General features: G+C 64.6%; 16 protein-coding genes. 5 read left to right on the forward strand and 11 right to left on the reverse strand.

Annotated features, from left to right (window positions below):
• Nucleotides 1–2: 2 nt before the first annotated feature.
• Genes glmS through AC1Q5P_RS12650 form a run of 3 tightly spaced genes read right to left on the reverse strand, consistent with a single transcriptional unit; the run spans nt 3 to nt 2,478 of the window.
• Nucleotides 3–1,826, reverse strand: coding sequence for a glutamine--fructose-6-phosphate transaminase (isomerizing) (gene glmS / locus AC1Q5P_RS12640; protein WP_193827708.1), 1,824 nt, complete (start codon nt 1,824–1,826; stop codon nt 3–5).
• Between the two features lie 35 nt (nt 1,827–1,861).
• Nucleotides 1,862–2,227: a type II toxin-antitoxin system VapC family toxin gene (locus AC1Q5P_RS12645; protein ID WP_039337932.1), complete on the reverse strand. Its 366-nt coding sequence runs from the start codon at nt 2,225–2,227 to the stop codon at nt 1,862–1,864.
• A 2-nt stretch (nt 2,228–2,229) separates the two neighbouring features.
• Entirely contained in the window at nt 2,230–2,478 is a 249-nt protein-coding gene (locus AC1Q5P_RS12650; RefSeq protein ID WP_492519116.1) for a ribbon-helix-helix protein, CopG family, read from the reverse strand.
• A gap of 98 nt (nt 2,479–2,576) precedes the next feature.
• Here AC1Q5P_RS12650 and AC1Q5P_RS12655 point away from each other — a divergent pair, with 98 nt between their 5' ends.
• Nucleotides 2,577–2,993: a DUF3597 domain-containing protein gene (locus tag AC1Q5P_RS12655; RefSeq protein WP_193827707.1), complete on the forward strand. Its 417-nt coding sequence runs from the start codon at nt 2,577–2,579 to the stop codon at nt 2,991–2,993.
• 27 nt (nt 2,994–3,020) lie between these two features.
• Here AC1Q5P_RS12655 and glmU read toward each other — a convergent pair whose 3' ends face one another.
• Nucleotides 3,021–4,382: a bifunctional UDP-N-acetylglucosamine diphosphorylase/glucosamine-1-phosphate N-acetyltransferase GlmU gene (gene glmU, locus AC1Q5P_RS12660; RefSeq protein ID WP_492519117.1), complete on the reverse strand. Its 1,362-nt coding sequence runs from the start codon at nt 4,380–4,382 to the stop codon at nt 3,021–3,023.
• Between the two features lie 61 nt (nt 4,383–4,443).
• Here glmU and AC1Q5P_RS12665 point away from each other — a divergent pair, with 61 nt between their 5' ends.
• Genes AC1Q5P_RS12665 through rsmA form a run of 3 tightly spaced genes read left to right on the forward strand, consistent with a single transcriptional unit; the run spans nt 4,444 to nt 6,963 of the window.
• Complete coding sequence (locus AC1Q5P_RS12665; protein ID WP_492519118.1) at nt 4,444–5,133, forward strand: HAD-IA family hydrolase; 690 nt, start codon at nt 4,444–4,446, stop codon at nt 5,131–5,133.
• A 10-nt stretch (nt 5,134–5,143) separates the two neighbouring features.
• Complete coding sequence (gene pdxA / locus AC1Q5P_RS12670; protein ID WP_492519119.1) at nt 5,144–6,145, forward strand: 4-hydroxythreonine-4-phosphate dehydrogenase PdxA; 1,002 nt, start codon at nt 5,144–5,146, stop codon at nt 6,143–6,145.
• Nucleotides 6,142–6,963: a 16S rRNA (adenine(1518)-N(6)/adenine(1519)-N(6))-dimethyltransferase RsmA gene (rsmA, locus tag AC1Q5P_RS12675; RefSeq protein ID WP_492519120.1), complete on the forward strand. Its 822-nt coding sequence runs from the start codon at nt 6,142–6,144 to the stop codon at nt 6,961–6,963. Before pdxA ends, rsmA begins: the two co-directional genes overlap by 4 nt.
• Before the next feature lie 31 nt (nt 6,964–6,994).
• On the opposite strand, the gene AC1Q5P_RS12680 is transcribed toward rsmA, so the two are convergent.
• From AC1Q5P_RS12680 to AC1Q5P_RS12705, 6 genes are all read right to left on the reverse strand, one after another.
• A complete protein-coding gene (locus tag AC1Q5P_RS12680) occupies nt 6,995–9,124 on the reverse strand; it encodes a malate synthase G (RefSeq protein WP_492519121.1) in 2,130 nt (709 codons plus the stop codon).
• A 136-nt stretch (nt 9,125–9,260) separates the two neighbouring features.
• Entirely contained in the window at nt 9,261–10,418 is a 1,158-nt protein-coding gene (locus AC1Q5P_RS12685) for an iron-containing alcohol dehydrogenase (protein WP_492519122.1), read from the reverse strand.
• 88 nt (nt 10,419–10,506) lie between these two features.
• The gene (locus AC1Q5P_RS12690) at nt 10,507–11,682 is read right to left on the reverse strand and encodes a mechanosensitive ion channel family protein (protein ID WP_193827701.1); all 1,176 of its coding nucleotides are present in this window, start codon (nt 11,680–11,682) and stop codon (nt 10,507–10,509) included.
• A 34-nt stretch (nt 11,683–11,716) separates the two neighbouring features.
• Nucleotides 11,717–12,049 (reverse strand): 2Fe-2S iron-sulfur cluster-binding protein, encoded by a 333-nt coding sequence (locus AC1Q5P_RS12695; RefSeq protein WP_039337925.1) that lies wholly within the window; start codon nt 12,047–12,049, stop codon nt 11,717–11,719.
• Nucleotides 12,050–12,051: 2 nt separating this feature from the next.
• The gene (locus AC1Q5P_RS12700; RefSeq protein WP_492519123.1) at nt 12,052–13,134 is read right to left on the reverse strand and encodes a cysteine desulfurase family protein; all 1,083 of its coding nucleotides are present in this window, start codon (nt 13,132–13,134) and stop codon (nt 12,052–12,054) included.
• On the reverse strand, nt 13,131–14,186 hold the full coding sequence (locus AC1Q5P_RS12705; protein ID WP_492519124.1) for a cysteine desulfurase family protein: 1,056 nt from the start codon (nt 14,184–14,186) through the stop codon (nt 13,131–13,133). Before AC1Q5P_RS12705 ends, AC1Q5P_RS12700 begins: the two co-directional genes overlap by 4 nt.
• 126 nt (nt 14,187–14,312) lie before the next feature.
• On the opposite strand from AC1Q5P_RS12705, the gene AC1Q5P_RS12710 reads away from it, so the two are divergent.
• Complete coding sequence (locus AC1Q5P_RS12710; protein WP_039337923.1) at nt 14,313–14,969, forward strand: alpha/beta hydrolase; 657 nt, start codon at nt 14,313–14,315, stop codon at nt 14,967–14,969.
• A 61-nt stretch (nt 14,970–15,030) separates the two neighbouring features.
• Here AC1Q5P_RS12710 and AC1Q5P_RS12715 read toward each other — a convergent pair whose 3' ends face one another.
• Nucleotides 15,031–16,614: a fatty acid--CoA ligase gene (locus AC1Q5P_RS12715; protein WP_492519125.1), complete on the reverse strand. Its 1,584-nt coding sequence runs from the start codon at nt 16,612–16,614 to the stop codon at nt 15,031–15,033.
• Nucleotides 16,615–16,676 lie beyond the last annotated feature (62 nt).

Here is a 16,676-nt window from a genome sequence, read left to right on the forward strand (position 1 = left end):
GGTTACTCTACGGTGACCGACTTCGCCAGGTTGCGCGGCTGATCGACGTCAGTGCCCTTGGCCACGGCGACATGGTAGGCGAGCAACTGCACCGGCACCGCATAGACCAGCGGCGCGATCAGCGGGTGGACCTTCGGCATCTCGATGGTGGCCAGGCACCCCTCGCCCGCTTCGGCAATGCCTTCGGCGTCCGAGATCAGCACGACCTTGCCGCCGCGGGCGCGCACTTCCTGCATGTTGCTGACGGTCTTTTCAAAGAGCGGTCCGGAAGGCGCCAGCACGATCACCGGCACAGCCTCGTCGATCAGCGCGATGGGGCCGTGCTTCATCTCGCCGCTGGCATAGCCTTCTGCGTGGATATAGCTGATTTCCTTGAGCTTCAGCGCTCCTTCCAGCGCCAGCGGATAATCCGGCCCACGGCCAAGATAGAGCACGTCGCGCGCAGGCGCGATCAGGTGCGCCATGCCGGCAATCTCCTCGTCGTGGGCAAGCGCGGCGTTGAGGCAGGCCGGAGTCTCGACCAGCTGCTCGACGATCTCGGCCTCTTCCTCACGGCTGAGCCGCCCGCGCTTCACCGCAAGGTGCGCCGCGAGCGCCGCCAGCACGGCCAGTTGGCAGGTGAAGGCCTTGGTCGAGGCTACGCCGATTTCCGGCCCGGCATGGGTCGGCAGCAGCAGGTCCGCCTCGCGGGCCATCGAACTCGTCGGCACGTTGACGACGACGGCGATGGTCTGCCCCGCGGCCTTGCAATGCCGCAGCGCCGCCAGCGTGTCTGCCGTCTCACCGCTCTGCGAGATGAACAGGGCAAGGCCGCCCGGCTCGAGCACGGGATCGCGGTAACGGAATTCCGATGCCACATCGATGTCCACCGGCAGCCGCGCGAACTGTTCGAACCAGTACTTTGCGACCATCCCGGCGTAGAAACTCGTTCCGCAGGCGACGATGGTCACGCGGTTGATGCTGGCGAGATCGAAGTCGATCTGCGGCAGCGCCACGGTCTGCTCCACCCGGCGCAGGTAGGAGCGCAGCGTTTGTGCCACCACCACCGGCTGCTCGAAGATCTCCTTCTGCATGAAGTGGCGGTAGTTGCCCTTCTCGATCGCGGCTGCGGTTGCGCCCGAGGCGACGATGGGACGCTCGACCGGATTGTTTTCGGCATCGAAGATCTGCGCGCCATCGCGGGTGATGACCACCCAGTCGCCCTCTTCGAGATAGGTGATCCGCTGCGTCAGCGGGGCGAGCGCCAGCGCGTCCGATCCAAGATAGGTCTCGCCCACGCCATAGCCCACCACCAGCGGCGAACCGAGACGCGCACCGATCAGCATGTCGTCATGGGTGCGGAAGGCGATGGCAAGGGCGAAGGCCCCGCGCAAGGTCGGCAGCACGGCCTTGACCGCGTCCTGCGGCGAAAGCCCCGCCTCGACCTGTTCGGACACGAGGTGGGCGACGACTTCTGTATCGGTCTCGCTTTCGAACGTGCGGCCGCGCGCGATCAGCGCTTCGCGCAGCGGCTTGAAGTTTTCGATGATGCCGTTGTGGACCAGCGCGACTTCACCCGTGGCATGGGGGTGCGCATTGCTGGTCGTCGGCGCGCCATGCGTTGCCCAGCGGGTGTGGGCGATGCCGATCAGGCCCGAGGCCGGATTGCGCGCCAGTTCCGCCACAAGATTATTGAGCTTGCCCTCGGCCCGCCGCCGCACGAGCTGACCGCCTTCGACAGTGCAGATGCCCGCCGAGTCATAGCCGCGATATTCCATCCGCCGCAGGCCATCGACCAGCCGGTCTGCCACCTGTTCCTTGCCGACGATTCCGATGATTCCGCACATTTGGGGATGGGCTTTCGTTTAGAGTGTTGTGGCGCTTAGAGCGTATAGGGCACGCGGATGCCGGGCATGGTTGCCGGAAAATCCTTGGTATTTCGTGTAATCAGAATGGCCCCGTTAACCTGTGCAGTAGCCAGGATATAGGCATCCATCAGCTTCATCCGGCTGCGATAGCGGATATCGGCTGCTGCAGTGGCGATCCGCGCATCGATTTCCACGCAATCGAAATGGCTCAAGGCTTCACGCACCAGATCGCGCCTTTCCAGTGCTTCACCGGCCATCACTTCGGTCCACACGATCCTGCTGATGCGGTGGCTGCGATATCGCGCGATCTCCTGCGTGGCATGGGGCATCCGCCGCAGCCAGTCGATCACGATGTTGGTGTCGAAAAACGGTGCCGACACGGTCAGATGTCTTCGTAAGGTCGGCGATCCTCGCGCATGGCGCGCTGATATTCGACGCTGTCGCCGATATCGGTGCGATGGGCCCACAACCCGGCATAGCGGTCAATCCAGTCGTTGTTCGTATCGCTCTGCACGAGAAAAAGCTTCACCGCCTCGCGCACGAGCGCGGCCCGCGACTTGCCCTGTTCGCTGGCACGCGCATCAAGCGCGGCAATGTCTTCATCCGGGATATCGGCGAGGATACGAGTCATGGTGATATCATGATATGATATCGTGCTATCGTCAAGTCCTGAGGAACGCATCCCTGCCCTCGCCGGTTGCCTGTGGAAACCCATCGCAGGAGCACCCGATGAGCATTTTCAGCAAGATCATGGACGCCATCTCGTGGAAGGGCACGCGCCCGACCCAGACCGGCCAGACGCCAAAACCCGCGCCCACCGCAACCCCTGCTGCCCCTTCGCCATCGACGCCGGCGCCGGCGCCCGCACCAACGGCAACCGCAGCCCCCCTTTCGCAGTTTGACGTCGAAGCCAATCTTGCCGAAATGGCGCAGGGCAAGGACCTCAACTGGCGCAGCTCGATCGTCGACCTGATGAAGCTGCTCGGCATCGATTCCAGCCTTGCCAACCGCAAGGAACTCGCCCAGGAACTGGGCTACACCGGCGCCCTCGACGGTTCGGCCGAAATGAACATCTGGCTGCACAAGGCAACCATGCGCAAGCTGGCGCAGAACGGCGGCAAGGTGCCGGCGGCGATGCTGGATTGAATGTGCGTGAGGGTAAGGGTGCGTCCCTTACCCCCGCTTTTCGGCCTTCTTCTTCTTCATCGCATCGTGGAAGCGGTCGGCCCAGCCCGGTTTCACCAGCTGTTCGGCCCGCACCATCCGCAGCTCGCCGTCAGCCACGTCACGTGACACTGCGCTGCCTGCCGCGACGATGGCGTCCGCGCCGATCTTCACGGGGGCGATCAGCGCCGAGTTCGAGCCGATGAAGGCACGCTCGCCGATAGTGGTCTTGTACTTGAAGTAGCCGTCATAGTTGCAGGTGATCGTGCCTGCGCCGATGTTCGCCTCGGCACCCACTTCGGCATCGCCGAGGTAGGTGAGGTGGCTGGCCTTGGCGCCGCGGTGCATGACCGTGTTCTTGACCTCGACGAAGTTGCCGACCTTGACGTCCTCCTCCAGCTTCGCACCAGGCCGCAGGCGGGCATAGGGACCGATGTGGACGCCGGGCGAGAGCGTCGCGCCTTCGAGATGGCAAAAGGCGTGGATCGTCACGCCATCGGCCACGGTCACGCCGGGGCCGAAGAACACGTTGGGCTCTACCGTCACATCGCGGCCAAGCACGGTGTCCCACGAAAACCACACGGTTTCGGGCGCGATCAGCGTTGCGCCATCGGCCATGGCCTGCGCCCGGCGGCGCAGCTGCCAGCGGCCTTCGGCTTCGGCAAGCTCCGCGCGGCTGTTGATCCCGGCCACTTCATCGGCATCGTCGGTGACGACCACGGCACAAGTCCGGCCATCGGCAATCGCGATGTTGACCACGTCGGGCAGGTAGTATTCGCCTTGGGCATTGTCGTTGCCGACGCGGGCGAGCAGGCCGAACAGGTCCGCGCTGCGCACCGCCATGAGGCCCGAATTGCACACGCGGCAGGCACGCTCCTCGTCGGTCGCGTCCTTGTGCTCGACCATCTTCACGATCCGGCCATCTTCAGCAATCACGCGTCCGTATTGCAGGGTATCGGCGGGCGCGAAGCCCAGCACGACCGCGGCTGGCGCATCATTTTCATGCAATCGCGCGATCATCGCCCGCATCGTCTCGGCGCGCACAAACGGCACGTCGCCATAGAGAATCAGCACATCGCCCTCAAAACCGGCGAGCGCGACCTCGGCCTGCTGCACGGCGTGCGCCGTGCCCAGCTGCGGGTCCTGCACGGCAATCGTCGCAGATCCGCCGAGCGCCTTTTCCAGCTGCTCGCGCCCGTGCCCTGCCACCACCACCTGACGCTGCGGCGAGAGCTCCGCAGCGCTCGCCATCAGGTGCCCTACCATCGGCCTGCCCGCGATCGGATGCAGCACCTTGTGCAGGTCGCTCTTCATGCGGGTGCCTTTTCCGGCGGCGAGGACGATAATGGCGAGGGGGGTCTGTTCAGTCATGGCCGCACCCTTGCCAGACAAATCTTGCGCTTTCCAGAACAGCGCGCCACTTGGGCGCACCATGGCGGATTTTCCTTATGCAATCGTCGGATTCGATCTCGACGGCACGCTGCTCGATACCAGCCGCGATCTCGGCGTCGCGCTCAATCACGCGCTGGCTCTCGCAGGCAGGCCACCTGTGCCGCTGGAGGAGACGAAGCGCCACATCGGCGGCGGCGCGGCGCAGATGCTGCGTTCGGCGCTGACGGAATCGGGCGGGGTGGATGAAGACGCCTTCCCCGGCCTGCAGGCCAGCCTGATTGAATTCTACGGCCACAACATCGCCCACCACACCGAACTTTTTCCCGGTGGCGCAGCGATGATGGACGAACTCGACGCGCGCGGCGTGAAGATCGCCATCGCCACCAACAAGGCTGAAGGCCTGGCGGTCAGGCTATTCGAGGAACTGGGCCTGCTCCACCGCTTCGCCTGCGTGATCGGCGGCGATACGCTGGGTCGCCATCGGTCGAAGCCCAAGCCCGACATGCTGCACGAAATGGTCGCGCGCTGTGGCGGAGGCCCTGCAGCTTTCGTCGGCGATACCACCTTCGACGTGGGCGCCGCCAAGGCCGCGCAAATGCCGGTCGTCGCCGTCCGCTTCGGCTTTAACGACCTTCCGGCTGACGAGCTTGGCGCCGATGCCGTAATCGATCATTACGATGAGCTGGTGCCGACGCTGGAGCGTCTCGCCAGCGTTGCGCAGAGCGTCTAGGCTTTCCCGGATGACCGCTCCCCTAGCCCTTACCATCGGCGATCCGGCAGGCGTCGGCCCGGAACTTGCCGCCGCCGCGTGGGCGTTGCGCGATAGCGAAGGCTTGCCCCCGTTCTTCGTCGTCGGCTCGGCCCGCGTTGTCGAGGAAGCGGCGCGACGGCGTGGCATCTCGGCGCCGGTCTGCACGGTCAAGGCGCCCGATGAAGTGGCGGAATGCTTTGACGGCGCGCTGCCGGTGCTGGACCTTGCCGATCTGCGCTACACTCCGGGCGAGCCTGACGACGCGGGCGCCAGCCTTGCCCTGAATGCGCTTGCCACTGCCACCGGCCTCGTCCGCTCGGGCGTGGCATCGGCGCTGGTCACTGGCCCCATCGCCAAGAGCCGCTTGGCAAGGGTCGGTTTCGATCACCCGGGGCAGACTGAATTCGTGGCGCAAGCATGCGGCGTGACGGCCGAGAACGCGGTGATGATGCTCGCCGGGCCAAGCCTCAAGGTCGTGCCGATCACCGTCCATTTGGCGCTGCGGCTGGTGCCCGACATGCTCACCGCCGAACTGATCCGCACCCGCGCCGCGATCACCGCTGCGGCCCTGACGCGCGACTACGGCATCACCGCCCCGCGCCTCGCGGTCGCCGGGCTAAACCCCCACGCGGGCGAGGACGGGCGCATGGGCCATGAGGACACGCAGGTCGTCGCTCCCGCCGTGGCCATGCTTCGTGACGCCGGGATCAACGCCTTCGGACCGCTCCCGCCGGATACCATGTTCCACGCCGAAGCGCGCGAGGGCTATGACGTGGCCATCTGCATGTACCACGATCAGGCGCTGATCCCGATGAAGGCGCTGGATTTCGATGCTGGCGTGAACGTGACGCTCGGCCTGCCGATCATCCGCACCTCGCCGGATCATGGCACCGCCTTCGCCATCGCCGGCACCGGCAAGGCGCGCGTCGGCCCCACCATCGCAGCGCTGCGCATGGCGGGCGAATGTGCCGCGCGGAGGGCTTCGGCATGACCGACCTCCCCCCGCTACGCGACGTCATCAATCGCCACGGCCTCTTCGCCACCAAGGCGCTCGGCCAGAACTTCCTGTTCGACGAGCAGTTGCTCGATCGCATCGCCCGCGTCCCCGGCAGGCTCAAGGGAGAGAATGTTCTCGAAGTCGGTCCCGGCCCCGGCGGCCTGACCCGCGCCCTGCTGCGTGCAGGCGCAAACGTCACCGCGATCGAAATGGACAAGCGCTGCATGCCTGCGCTTGCCGAACTGTCCGATGCCTTTCCCGGCCAGCTGACCGTGATTCAGGGCGATGCCACCAGGATCGATCCTGCAACGCTGTTTGAAGGTCCGTGGCACGTCGCGGCGAACCTGCCCTACAACGTCGGCACGCAGCTGTTCACCGGCTGGCTATCCGGGCAAGACTGGCCGCCGCAGTGGAAGTCGTTGACGCTGATGTTCCAGCTGGAAGTGGCGGAGCGCATCGTCGCCGCGCCCGGCACGGATGCCTATGGCCGCCTTGCCGTACTGGCACAGTGGCGCGCGTCCCCGCGCATAGCGATGAAGGTTCACCGCAGTGCCTTCACTCCGCCGCCCAAGGTCATGTCGGCGATCGTCCATGTCGAGCCCGGCACGATGCCCGAAGGCGTCTCCGCCCGCATGCTGGAGCGCGTGACGGAAGCCGCCTTCGGCCAGCGCCGCAAGATGTTGCGCCAGTCCTTGAAGGGCCTGCCCGGCGCGCTGAACGCGCTCGAAGCGCTCGGCATCGACGCACAGCGCCGGGCCGAGACGTTGAGCGTGGAGGAATTCGTCTCCATCGCTCGCGTGCTGACGAAGTAAGGGCGGACCCGCAGGCCCGCCCCCTTCAAGTTCAGGCCGGCTCGGCGACCTTCGCCAGAGCGGCCTTCTTCTTCAGGCGCCATGCATGCAACAACGGCTCGGTATAGCCGTTGGGCTGCTCCACCCCGTTGAACACCAGATCGCAGGCCGCACGGAAGGCAAAGCTTTCTTCCCAATTTCCGGCCATCGGCTCGTAGAGCGGATCGCCCGCGTTCTGCGCATCGACCTTGGCTGCCATGCGCTTGAGGCTGTCCATGACCTGTTCGTTGGTGGCCACGCCGTGCAGCAGCCAGTTGGCCATGTGCTGGCTGGAAATCCGCAAAGTCGCGCGGTCCTCCATCAGCCCGATGTCATTGATGTCCGGCACCTTGGAGCAGCCGACACCCTGATCGATCCAGCGCACGACATAGCCCAGCAGGCCTTGCGCGTTGTTGTCCAGTTCCTCGCGCACTTCCTCTTCCGACCAGTTGGCACCATCGGCCAGCGGAATGGCGAGAAGCGCGTCCAGACCCGGTGTCGCTTCCTGCGCAACGTCGCGCTGAACCTCGAAAACGTCGACCTGATGGTAGTGCATGGCATGAAGAGTCGCCGCCGTGGGCGAAGGCACCCAGGCTGTGTTCGCGCCGGTGCGGGGATGCGCGATCTTCTGTTGCATCATGTCGTGCATCATGTCGGGCGCGGCCCACATGCCCTTGCCGATCTGTGCCTTGCCCGAAAGGCCGTGGGCCAGCCCGATGCAGACGTTGCGCTTTTCGTAAGCCGCGATCCAGCCAGATCCCTTGATGGCCCCTTTCCGGATCATCGCCCCCGCCTGCATCGAGGTGTGGATCTCGTCGCCGGTGCGGTCGAGGAAGCCGGTATTGATGAACACGATGCGGTCGCGAACCTTCTCGATGCAGGCGGCGAGATTGGCAGACGTGCGCCGCTCCTCGTCCATCACGCCGACCTTCACGGTATGGCGTTCCAGCCCGAGCAGATCCTCTACCGCATTGAACAGATCGTTGGTGAAGGCGACCTCCTCCGGCCCGTGCATCTTGGGCTTGACGATATAGATGCTGCCGGTGCGGCTGTTGCGATGGCGCCCAAGCCCCTTGAGGTCGTGCATGCCAATCGCCGACGTGATCACAGCGTCCATGATGCCTTCCGGTATCTCGCTGCCGTCCTGGAGCAGGATCGCCGGATTGGTCATCAGGTGGCCGACATTGCGCACGAACAGCAGGCTGCGCCCCGGCAGCGTGATCGCCTCACCCTTGGCCGAAGTCCACTCGCGGTCCGGCTCAAGCGCGCGGGTCATGGTCTTGCCGCCCTTGCTGAATCTCGCCTCGAGATCGCCGCGCATCAGGCCGAGCCAGTTGCGATAGGCCAGCAGCTTGTCTTCGGCGTCGACTGCAGCGACCGAATCCTCGAGGTCGACAATGCTGGTCAGCGCCGCTTCCATGACGATATCCGCAATGCCCGCCTTGTCATCCATGCCCACCGGGTGCGTCCGGTCCAGCACGATTTCGACATGCATACCGTTGTTGCACAGCAGAATGCCACCGGGTTTCGTGCCGGCAAACTGCATCTCATCGCACAACGGCAGGCTGCTCGCCCCGTCCCATTCGGTCCAGCTCATGCCGTCCAGCGGGAATGTCAGGTCAAGGAACGCGCGGCCTGCGCGGACCACCGCCGCGCCGCGTTCCTTGTCGTAGCCGCCCGGCCGGGCCGGGGCCGCATCGAGCGCGTCGGTGCCGTACCAGGCATCGTAGAGACTACCCCAGCGCGCATTCGCCGCATTGAGCACGAACCGGTCATTCAGAACCGGCACGACCAGCTGCGGCCCTGCCATGCAGGCAATCTCGCGGTCGACGTTTTGCGTGCCGATCACGAAATCCTCAGGCTCTGCCACAAGATAGCCGATCTCGGTCAGGAACGCGCGATACTCGGCAGCATCGATCGGCTTGCCCTTGCGTTCGTGGTGCCAGGAGTCGATCAGCGCCTGCAGCGCCTCGCGCTTGTCCAGCAACATGCGGTTTACCGGGGCGAAATGGCCGACCAGCGCGGCAAAGCCCTGCCAGAATGCGCCCGCGTCAAGCCCAAGTGGCCCGAGCACGTCATTGTCGATGAAGCTGGCGAGGTTAGCGTCGACCTTCAGGCCGCTGCGTTCGATACGTCCGTTCATTTCACCCATGTCCATACGCTCACATAAGCGGCGCCCCGCAAATCTTGCGAAAAGCCGAATCCGATGAACCTGGGGAGGAACGGCTAAAGCCTATGCATGATCCGACATTGCATTGCAATCATGCGAAAGTCGTGCCTCAGCCGAATGCCTCTGCATAGAGCCGCTCGATCTCCGCCGCATCGGGCACGCGCGGGTTGTTGCCGGGTGATCCCGAAGCCAGCGCCTGCCGCGCCATTTCCGGCACCACCTCGAACCACCGCGCCTCGCTGATACCGTGAGAACGCGGGGATGGCACGGACAGGTCAGCGTTCAATGCTGCCAGTTCCTCCAGCAGCCGCGCCACCGCCGCCTGATCGCCCTCGTCCGCACTGGCGACGCCCATCGCCCGCGCGCAATCGGCATAGCGCGCAAGCGCGGCTGGCGCGGAGAAGGCCGTCACCGCAGGCAGCAGCATGGCGTTGGAAAGCCCGTGCGGCACATGAAAGAACGCGCCCACCGGTCGGCTCATGCCATGAACCAGCGCCACGCTGGCGTTGGAGAATGCGATCCCCGCATTATGCGCCCCCACCATCATCGCCTCGCGCGCTGCCCGGTTGCCCGGCTCGTTACAGGCAGTGCGAATGGCGGGCGCGATCAGCTTCATCGCCGAAAGCGCCATGGCATCGCTGAAGGCATTGGCCTTTTTCGAGACGTAAGCCTCGATCGCATGGGTAAGCGAATCGATGCCGGTATCGGCTGTCAGCCGCGCGGGCTTGCCCATGGTCAGTTCGAAATCGACGATCGCCACGGTCGGCAGAAAAGCAAGGCCAGCGCAAAGCATTTTCTCGCTGCTGGCCTCATCGGTGACGATGGTGAACTTCGTTGCCTCCGATCCGGTCCCAGCCGTGGTAGGCACGGCGATGATCGGCAGGCCGGGCACGTCCGTCGTTGCCGGAGTCTTCATCGACTGAACCGGCCTCGGCTCCACCGCCAGTGCGGCAATGGCCTTTGCCGTATCGATCGGGCTGCCGCCGCCGAAGCCGATAACGCAATCGCAATCGGCAGCACGCAGAGCCTCCAGCGCAGCTTCAACCACCGCCACGGTCGGATCGGGCACCGTATCGGCGAACACGATCGCATCGATGCCGGCTTTGTCGAGCACGGCGAGCAACGTCGCCACCATCCCGCTGCTCACCAGGAATGCGTCGGTCACGATGAATGGTCGGGACACCCCGCACTGGGCAAGCGCTTCCGGCAATTCGGCCAGTGTGCCGCCCCCTACCCTGATGATCCGTGGAAGATTGATCGCCGCCATACCTGTCCTCTTGCCAAAGCCTGCCTATCCGACCGCAAATCGCGGCGGACGGCAAGCTGGCAAAAGCACCCGTTCGGGCCGTCACCGCTCAATTCCGTCGGGCATCACCAAGCGGCTCTGCCGTGACGGGAATCACCGCTCCATCGGGATAGGGCATGATCAACGTACCGTCGGGCGCGGCGGTAAAGGTCGTCTGCGTGGGATAGGGTATGCTGATTCCTTCGGCGGCAAAGCGCTCCATGATCGCCACCAGCAAGCGATCGCGCAAAGGATGCGCTACGTTCCAGTCAGCACCCGGCACGTCGAGGATCAGGGTGAAATCAAGCGAACTGGCTCCGAACGCCTCGAAGCCTGAGCGGGCCACTTTCGCGCCTTCCGCCTCGCCCAGCGCCTTCAGCATTGCCGGAATCCGCGCCAGGGTTTCAGGCGGGGTTTCATAGGCAACGCCAATCGCGAAAGTCAGGCGGATGTGATCGCGCACGGTAAGATTGCTGATCTCCTTGTCGAGCAGGTTCTTGTTCGAAACCACCAGCAGTTCTCCGCTTACCAGCCTGATACGGGTGGTGCGCATGCCGATGATCTCGACAGTTCCGGTATTCCCGCCCCAGCTGATCACTTCCCCCACCTTGAAAGGCCGGTCGAACAGTATCGAAATGCCGGCAAACAGGTCGGAGAAGATGCCTTGAGCCGCAAGACCGATCGCAATGCCGCCGATGCCAAGGCCCGCAACGAGCCCGGCGACATTGACGCCAAGGTTTCCGAGGATGAGGACGAAGGCAATGGCGAAGACAAGGAATGTCACCAGCGCCCTCAGGATGTTGAGTGCCGAACTCAGCGCACCGTTGGCGTGTTGTGCTTCACCTGCGCGATGTTCGATCAGGCCGATCGTCAGTTCCCGAACCCACAGCGCTGCCTGGAAGGTGAGGCCGACGGTGAAGAGGAAGCGAATGGTCTTGTCCAGCCAGACCGGTGTCTGCGCGTAGCTGGCTACCGCCTCCGCTGCGACCAGCACGATGAACCAGAATCGCGTGCGGCTTGCCATTCGGCCGATGATTGTCTTCCAGCCGACCAGCGCCTCGCCTTCGGGGCAGAACCGGCGCCCGAGGTTGCGGATGGTGACAAGGACCAGAACGACGACAGCCGCGATGCCGATGGCGATCGAGATGCGCAACCAGTTGTCGGTAATCCAGCCGGTCGTATCGGCAATCAGAACGTCGGGGCTGGATGGAAGAGCGAGCGCGGCGGCCTTCGGAGTAACGATCATGCCTTGTTCAAGCGATGGTCCGCCGATCCGTTCCCTAGCGCCCCTGCATGTCCCGCGCTTCGGCCGGTATGTGCACCACCAGCCCGTCGAGCGCCTCGGTAAGTTCGATCTGGCATGACAGGCGACTCGTCCGCGTCACCCCGGCAGCCAGGTCGAGCATGTCCTCCTCATCGTCGATCGCTGGCGGCAGTTTCGCAAACCAGTCGGCATCGATGACCACATGGCAGGTGGAGCAGGCCATCTGGCCCTCGCAGGTGCCCTCAAGCGGCATGCCCTTGGCTTGCCCCAGTTCCAGAAGTCGCGTCCCCGCTTCGCCTTCTGCGGCGATCTTTTCACCCTTTGCGGTGACGAAGGTGACGCTGACCATGGTTACAAGACTCCCTGCGCGCGCGCCGCGGCGTTGATCGCCTCGGCAGCCTGTTCCAGTTCATCATCCCCCGTATAGCGTCCGAAACCGATGCGGATCGCGGTTCTGCTATCCCTGTCCGAAAGTCCGAGCGCGCGCAAGACATGGCTTGGCCTGCCCGACCCGCTGGCGCAGGCCGATCCCGCTGAAATTGCGATCGTGCGGCATTCCGACAACAGTCTCGCCACGTCCAGTCCCGGCAATCGCAGGTTGAGATTGCCATGCCAGCGCTCGGTGGCGCTCCCGTTCAGAATCCATCCCTCGAACAGATACAAAGCCTTCGCCCACAGCTTATCCACATGAAGCCGGTCGGTTTCCGACAGACTTGTGCACAGCGCTGCCGCCGCGCCGAAGCCCGCGCAGAGCGCTGGCGAGAGCGTACCCGAACGCAAACCGCCCTCCTGCCCCCCGCCATGGATCAGGGGCGCAAGTTCCACCCCGTCACGCACCCACAGCGCGCCGATGCCTTTCGGGCCATAGAGCTTGTGCGAGGACACCGCGATAAGGTCCGCTCCGTGCGGAGCGGCGATCTTTCCGGCCCCCTGCACGGCATCGCACAGGAACAGCGCCCCCATGTCGCGTGCCCGCCGGGCCAGCGCTTCGATCGGCTGGATCGTGCCGATCTCGTTGTTGACCTGCATTACCGCGACAAGACCGGTTCCCGCCGGAATCGCCACCTCAGGATCGACCAGACCCGCACCATCGACCGGCAGCACCGCCACAGCGGGATCAAGAACCCGCGCCGTATCCAGGACCGCCGCGTGTTCAATGGCGCTGACCGCCAGCCGCTTTCGGCCACATCCAGCCAGAGCAAGGTTGATCGCCTCGGTCGCGCCCGAGGTGAAGACCACGCGCCCGCCGGGCGGGAGCAGCGCCGCCACCTGCTCGCGCGCAACCTCGACCGCGGCTGCGGCGGCACGCCCTGCACGGTGGGGGCTATGCGGATTGGCAAATCCCATGGCCTCTTGCCCCGCCAGCCACGGCATCATTGCCTCGCGCGCTTGAGGAGCGAGCGGCGTGGTCGCCTGATAATCGAGGTAGATCACCCCCGGATCTCCTTCCACACCTCGACAAAGCGGGCAATCTCGGCTTCGGTCGTCTCGCGCCCGATGGACACGCGGATGACCTCGCCCGGATGGGCATAGCCCATCGCGGTCAGCACGTGGCTCGCCTTCAACGAGCCGGACGAACATGCGCTCCCGGCGGAAACGGCGATCCCTGCGCCATCGAACCGGATCAATTGCGCCGCGCTGGATTTGCCCGGCATGCGATAGGCGGCAATCGTCGGGCTGCGCGGGGAATCTTTCGCGACAATTTCCGCCCCGATTTCAAGCAGTTGATTCTCAAGCGATACCCGCAAACCTGAAGCGCGCTTGAGCCATGCATTTCCAGACTCCAGCGCTGCCGCCATGCCCAGCACCAGCGGCATCGGCTCGGTCCCGGCACGATAGCCGCGCTCCTGGCCGCCGCCGGGGTGCAGCAGGCCGTAACTGCGCACCAGCAACGCGCCGATGCCCACCGGTCCGCCAAACTTGTGCGCCGAAACCGCGATCATGTCGGCCTCGGGCAGCGGAAGCTTGCCTGCGCCCTGCGCCGCGTCGACCAGCATCAGCGCATTGCTGGACTTTGCCAACGCGGCCAGCGACGCGAGGTCCTGCATCACTCCAGTTTCGCTGTTGACCTGCTGGACTGCCAGCAGCGCCGGTCCTTCCTCCTTTAGCGCCTGCTCAAGGCCGGAAATGCGGACCAGGCCATTCGCATCGACGGCCAGGCGAACAGCGTCTGGCGTCAGACGCAACACCGCCTCATGCTCTACCGCGCTCGCGATGTTCCTGTTATGTTTCCCCGGGGAAACTTTTTTCGCGGCAATCTCCAGTGCCTCGCTTGCTCCGCTGGTGAAGATCACCTCGCCGTCCCAGGCAAGCGCCTTCTTCACCCGCGCCCGCGCATCCTCCAGCGCCGCCCTTGCCGCGCGTCCCGCTGCATGGGGGCTCGAAGGGTTGGCCCAGATGCGCCAGCCCTCCTCCATCGCCGCCAGTGCCTCAGGCAGCAGCGGGGTTGTGGCGGCGTGATCGAGATAGATCGGATTTAGCGGCAAGATTCGCCCCGGAATGCGTGGAAAGATTGCTTTCGAAGGCTCGGTTTCTATATAGCCATCAGCTTAATTCCCAGCCCCGGCATTCCGTGCCGCATGGGGCCAGATCACAGGATTACCGGACAGGCAATGCCCGCAGTCATTTTCCCCGGCCCCGAAGGCCGCCTCGAAGGCCGTTTCCAGCCCGCCAGCCGCCCCCGAGCACCGGTTGCGATGATCCTCCACCCGCACCCGCAGGCGGGCGGCACGATGAACGATCGCATCACGCAGGCGCTCTACAAGACCTTCGTGGCCCGCGGCTTTGCCACGCTGCGCTTCAACTTCCGTGGCGTCGGCCGCAGCCAGGGCAGTTTTGACAACGGCATCGGTGAACTCAGCGACGCCGCAGCCGCGCTCGATTGGGTCCAGTCGATCCACCCCGAAGCCAGCACCACCTGGATCGCAGGCTATTCGTTCGGCGCGCTGATCGGCATGCAGTTGCTGATGCGCCGCCCTGAGATCCGCGGCTTCATCTCGGTGGCGCCGCCCGCCAACATGTACGATTTCAGCTTCCTTGCCCCATGCCCCGCCTCGGGCATCATCGTGCAGGGCACGGCGGATACGGTCGTCACGCCCAACGCGGTGCAGAAGCTGGTCGACAAGCTGCGCACGCAGAAGCACATCACCATCCATCACGACGAAATCCCGCGTGCCAACCACTTCTTCGAGAACGAGATGGATGACATGATGCGCGCGGTCGACAACTACCTCGACATGCGCCTCTCGCCGGATTGCCCGATCCGCTGATGCATTGGAGCCGGCTGGTAGGAATGCCGCCCAGCCGGCCCCCTGATCGGCCAGTACCCTGTCAATTCACCTGGCGTTCGAAGCCAGCCCAGTAGGGCTCACGCAAGGTGCGACGCAGGATCTTGCCTGAAGGATTGCGCGGCAGCGCCTCGATCACATCGACCGACTTGGGCACCTTGAACCCGGCCAGGCGCTCCCGCGTCCAGTCGATGATCGATTGCGGATCGATCACGTGGCCCGGCTTTGGCACGCACACCGCCTTCACGGCTTCGCCCCATGTCGCATCAGGCACGCCGATCACCGCCACTTCCAGCACATCGGGATGGCCATAGATTGCGCTTTCGACCTGCGCCGGATAGACATTCTCGCCGCCCGAAATGATCATGTCCTTGATCCGGTCGTGCATGTAGACGTAGCCGTCCTCGTCAAGGTAACCGGCGTCGCCGGTGGCAATCCAGCCGTCGGGGGTCATCGTCTTCGCGGTGGCCTCTGGCAGGTTCCAGTACCCCAGCATGTTGTTTGACGAGCGCGTCTGGATCTCGCCAATCTCGTTCGGCCCCAACGCCTCGCCGTTTTCGCCGACCACCCGGACTTCGACACCCGGCAGCGGCTTACCGGCAGACCGCATGCGCTGATTTCCCTCGACGCAGTGGTCCTGGGGCGGGAGCATGCAGATCGTGCCGGTCGTCTCGGTCATGCCATAGGCCTGGATGAACTCGGCCTTGAACATGGCGATGCATTCGCGCAGCAAGACCAGCGGGATCGGTGATGCGCCATAGATGATGTACTTCACGCGGGCAAAGTCCACGCTGGCGCAGTCGGGGTGATTGAGCAACATCTGCAGTGCAGCGGGCACGATGAAGAAGCGCGTCACGCCCTTTTGCTCCACCGCATCGAACACCGCACGCGGCTCGAACTCGGCAAGGATGATGCCCGGCAGCCCTGCCCCCATGGCCATGACGCCAAGGCCGGTGCCGCCGATATGGGCGCACGGCATGGCAACCAGGATCGCTTCGTCGTCCGTCATCTGGGTATAGGGCTGATCCTGCCCGAGCGATTGCTTGCGCAAGCCGAACAGGTTGCGATTGGAAAGCACCGCCCCCTTGGGGTTGCCGGTCGTGCCAGAGGTATAGAGCTGCAGCACCGCATCATCTGGCCCGGCGGCCTCATAGGCGATTGGCTGCTGCGCATCGATCCAGCGCCACGCCTCGTCCTGCGTCAGCGCCATACGCACGGCAGGGAGCGCGGAAAATGTCGCAGCCAGTCCTTCGAACCCGGCCCCGAGGAACACGGCTTTCGCCTGAGCATCGCTGGCAATCCACGTCGCCTCTGCCGGGGCCAGACGCCAGCCGATCGGAACCATGACCGCGCCGAGGCGGGCAGCAGCGAAGAACAACGTGAAATAGAGCGTGCTGTTCTTGCCGAACCAGGCAATCCGGTCTCCCTTGCCGATGCCAAGGTCGACAAGGCCCGCGACCACCTGTGCCGTCGTGGAATCAAGGCTGCCATAGGTCAGCGTCCGATCCGGTCCGTCGAGCGCGAGGCCTTGAGGTCGATCGGCTGCCCAGAACCGAATGAATTCGTCGAAGGTGAACAGGTCGGCAGTGCGCTCTGCTGTCGTCGGCTTCACGGCGGCGTCGGCCATGTGTTGCTCTCCCAAGCAATTTTGCGCAGTTAATCACGCAATTAAGGCAAGGTGCAAGCCCA

This window comes from Novosphingobium sp. GW835-FHT14H07 (genome assembly GCF_058793515.1).

Excerpts from the sequence above, each read along its gene's own strand:
- AC1Q5P_RS12695 (WP_039337925.1), bottom strand. The coding sequence starts at position 12,049 with ATGGTCAGCGTCACCTTCGTCACCGCAAAGGGTGAAAAGATCGCCGCA.
- AC1Q5P_RS12685 (WP_492519122.1), bottom strand. The coding sequence starts at position 10,418 with ATGGCGGCGATCAATCTTCCACGGATCATCAGGGTAGGGGGCGGCACA.
- AC1Q5P_RS12680 (WP_492519121.1), bottom strand. The coding sequence starts at position 9,124 with ATGAACGGACGTATCGAACGCAGCGGCCTGAAGGTCGACGCTAACCTC.
- AC1Q5P_RS12690 (WP_193827701.1), bottom strand. The coding sequence starts at position 11,682 with ATGATCGTTACTCCGAAGGCCGCCGCGCTCGCTCTTCCATCCAGCCCC.
- pdxA (WP_492519119.1), top strand. The coding sequence starts at position 5,144 with ATGACCGCTCCCCTAGCCCTTACCATCGGCGATCCGGCAGGCGTCGGC.
- AC1Q5P_RS12715 (WP_492519125.1), bottom strand. The coding sequence starts at position 16,614 with ATGGCCGACGCCGCCGTGAAGCCGACGACAGCAGAGCGCACTGCCGAC.
- AC1Q5P_RS12710 (WP_039337923.1), top strand. The coding sequence starts at position 14,313 with ATGCCCGCAGTCATTTTCCCCGGCCCCGAAGGCCGCCTCGAAGGCCGT.
- rsmA (WP_492519120.1), top strand. The coding sequence starts at position 6,142 with ATGACCGACCTCCCCCCGCTACGCGACGTCATCAATCGCCACGGCCTC.
- glmS (WP_193827708.1), bottom strand. The coding sequence starts at position 1,826 with ATGTGCGGAATCATCGGAATCGTCGGCAAGGAACAGGTGGCAGACCGG.
- AC1Q5P_RS12650 (WP_492519116.1), bottom strand. The coding sequence starts at position 2,478 with ATGACTCGTATCCTCGCCGATATCCCGGATGAAGACATTGCCGCGCTT.
- AC1Q5P_RS12655 (WP_193827707.1), top strand. The coding sequence starts at position 2,577 with ATGAGCATTTTCAGCAAGATCATGGACGCCATCTCGTGGAAGGGCACG.
- glmU (WP_492519117.1), bottom strand. The coding sequence starts at position 4,382 with ATGACTGAACAGACCCCCCTCGCCATTATCGTCCTCGCCGCCGGAAAA.
- AC1Q5P_RS12665 (WP_492519118.1), top strand. The coding sequence starts at position 4,444 with ATGGCGGATTTTCCTTATGCAATCGTCGGATTCGATCTCGACGGCACG.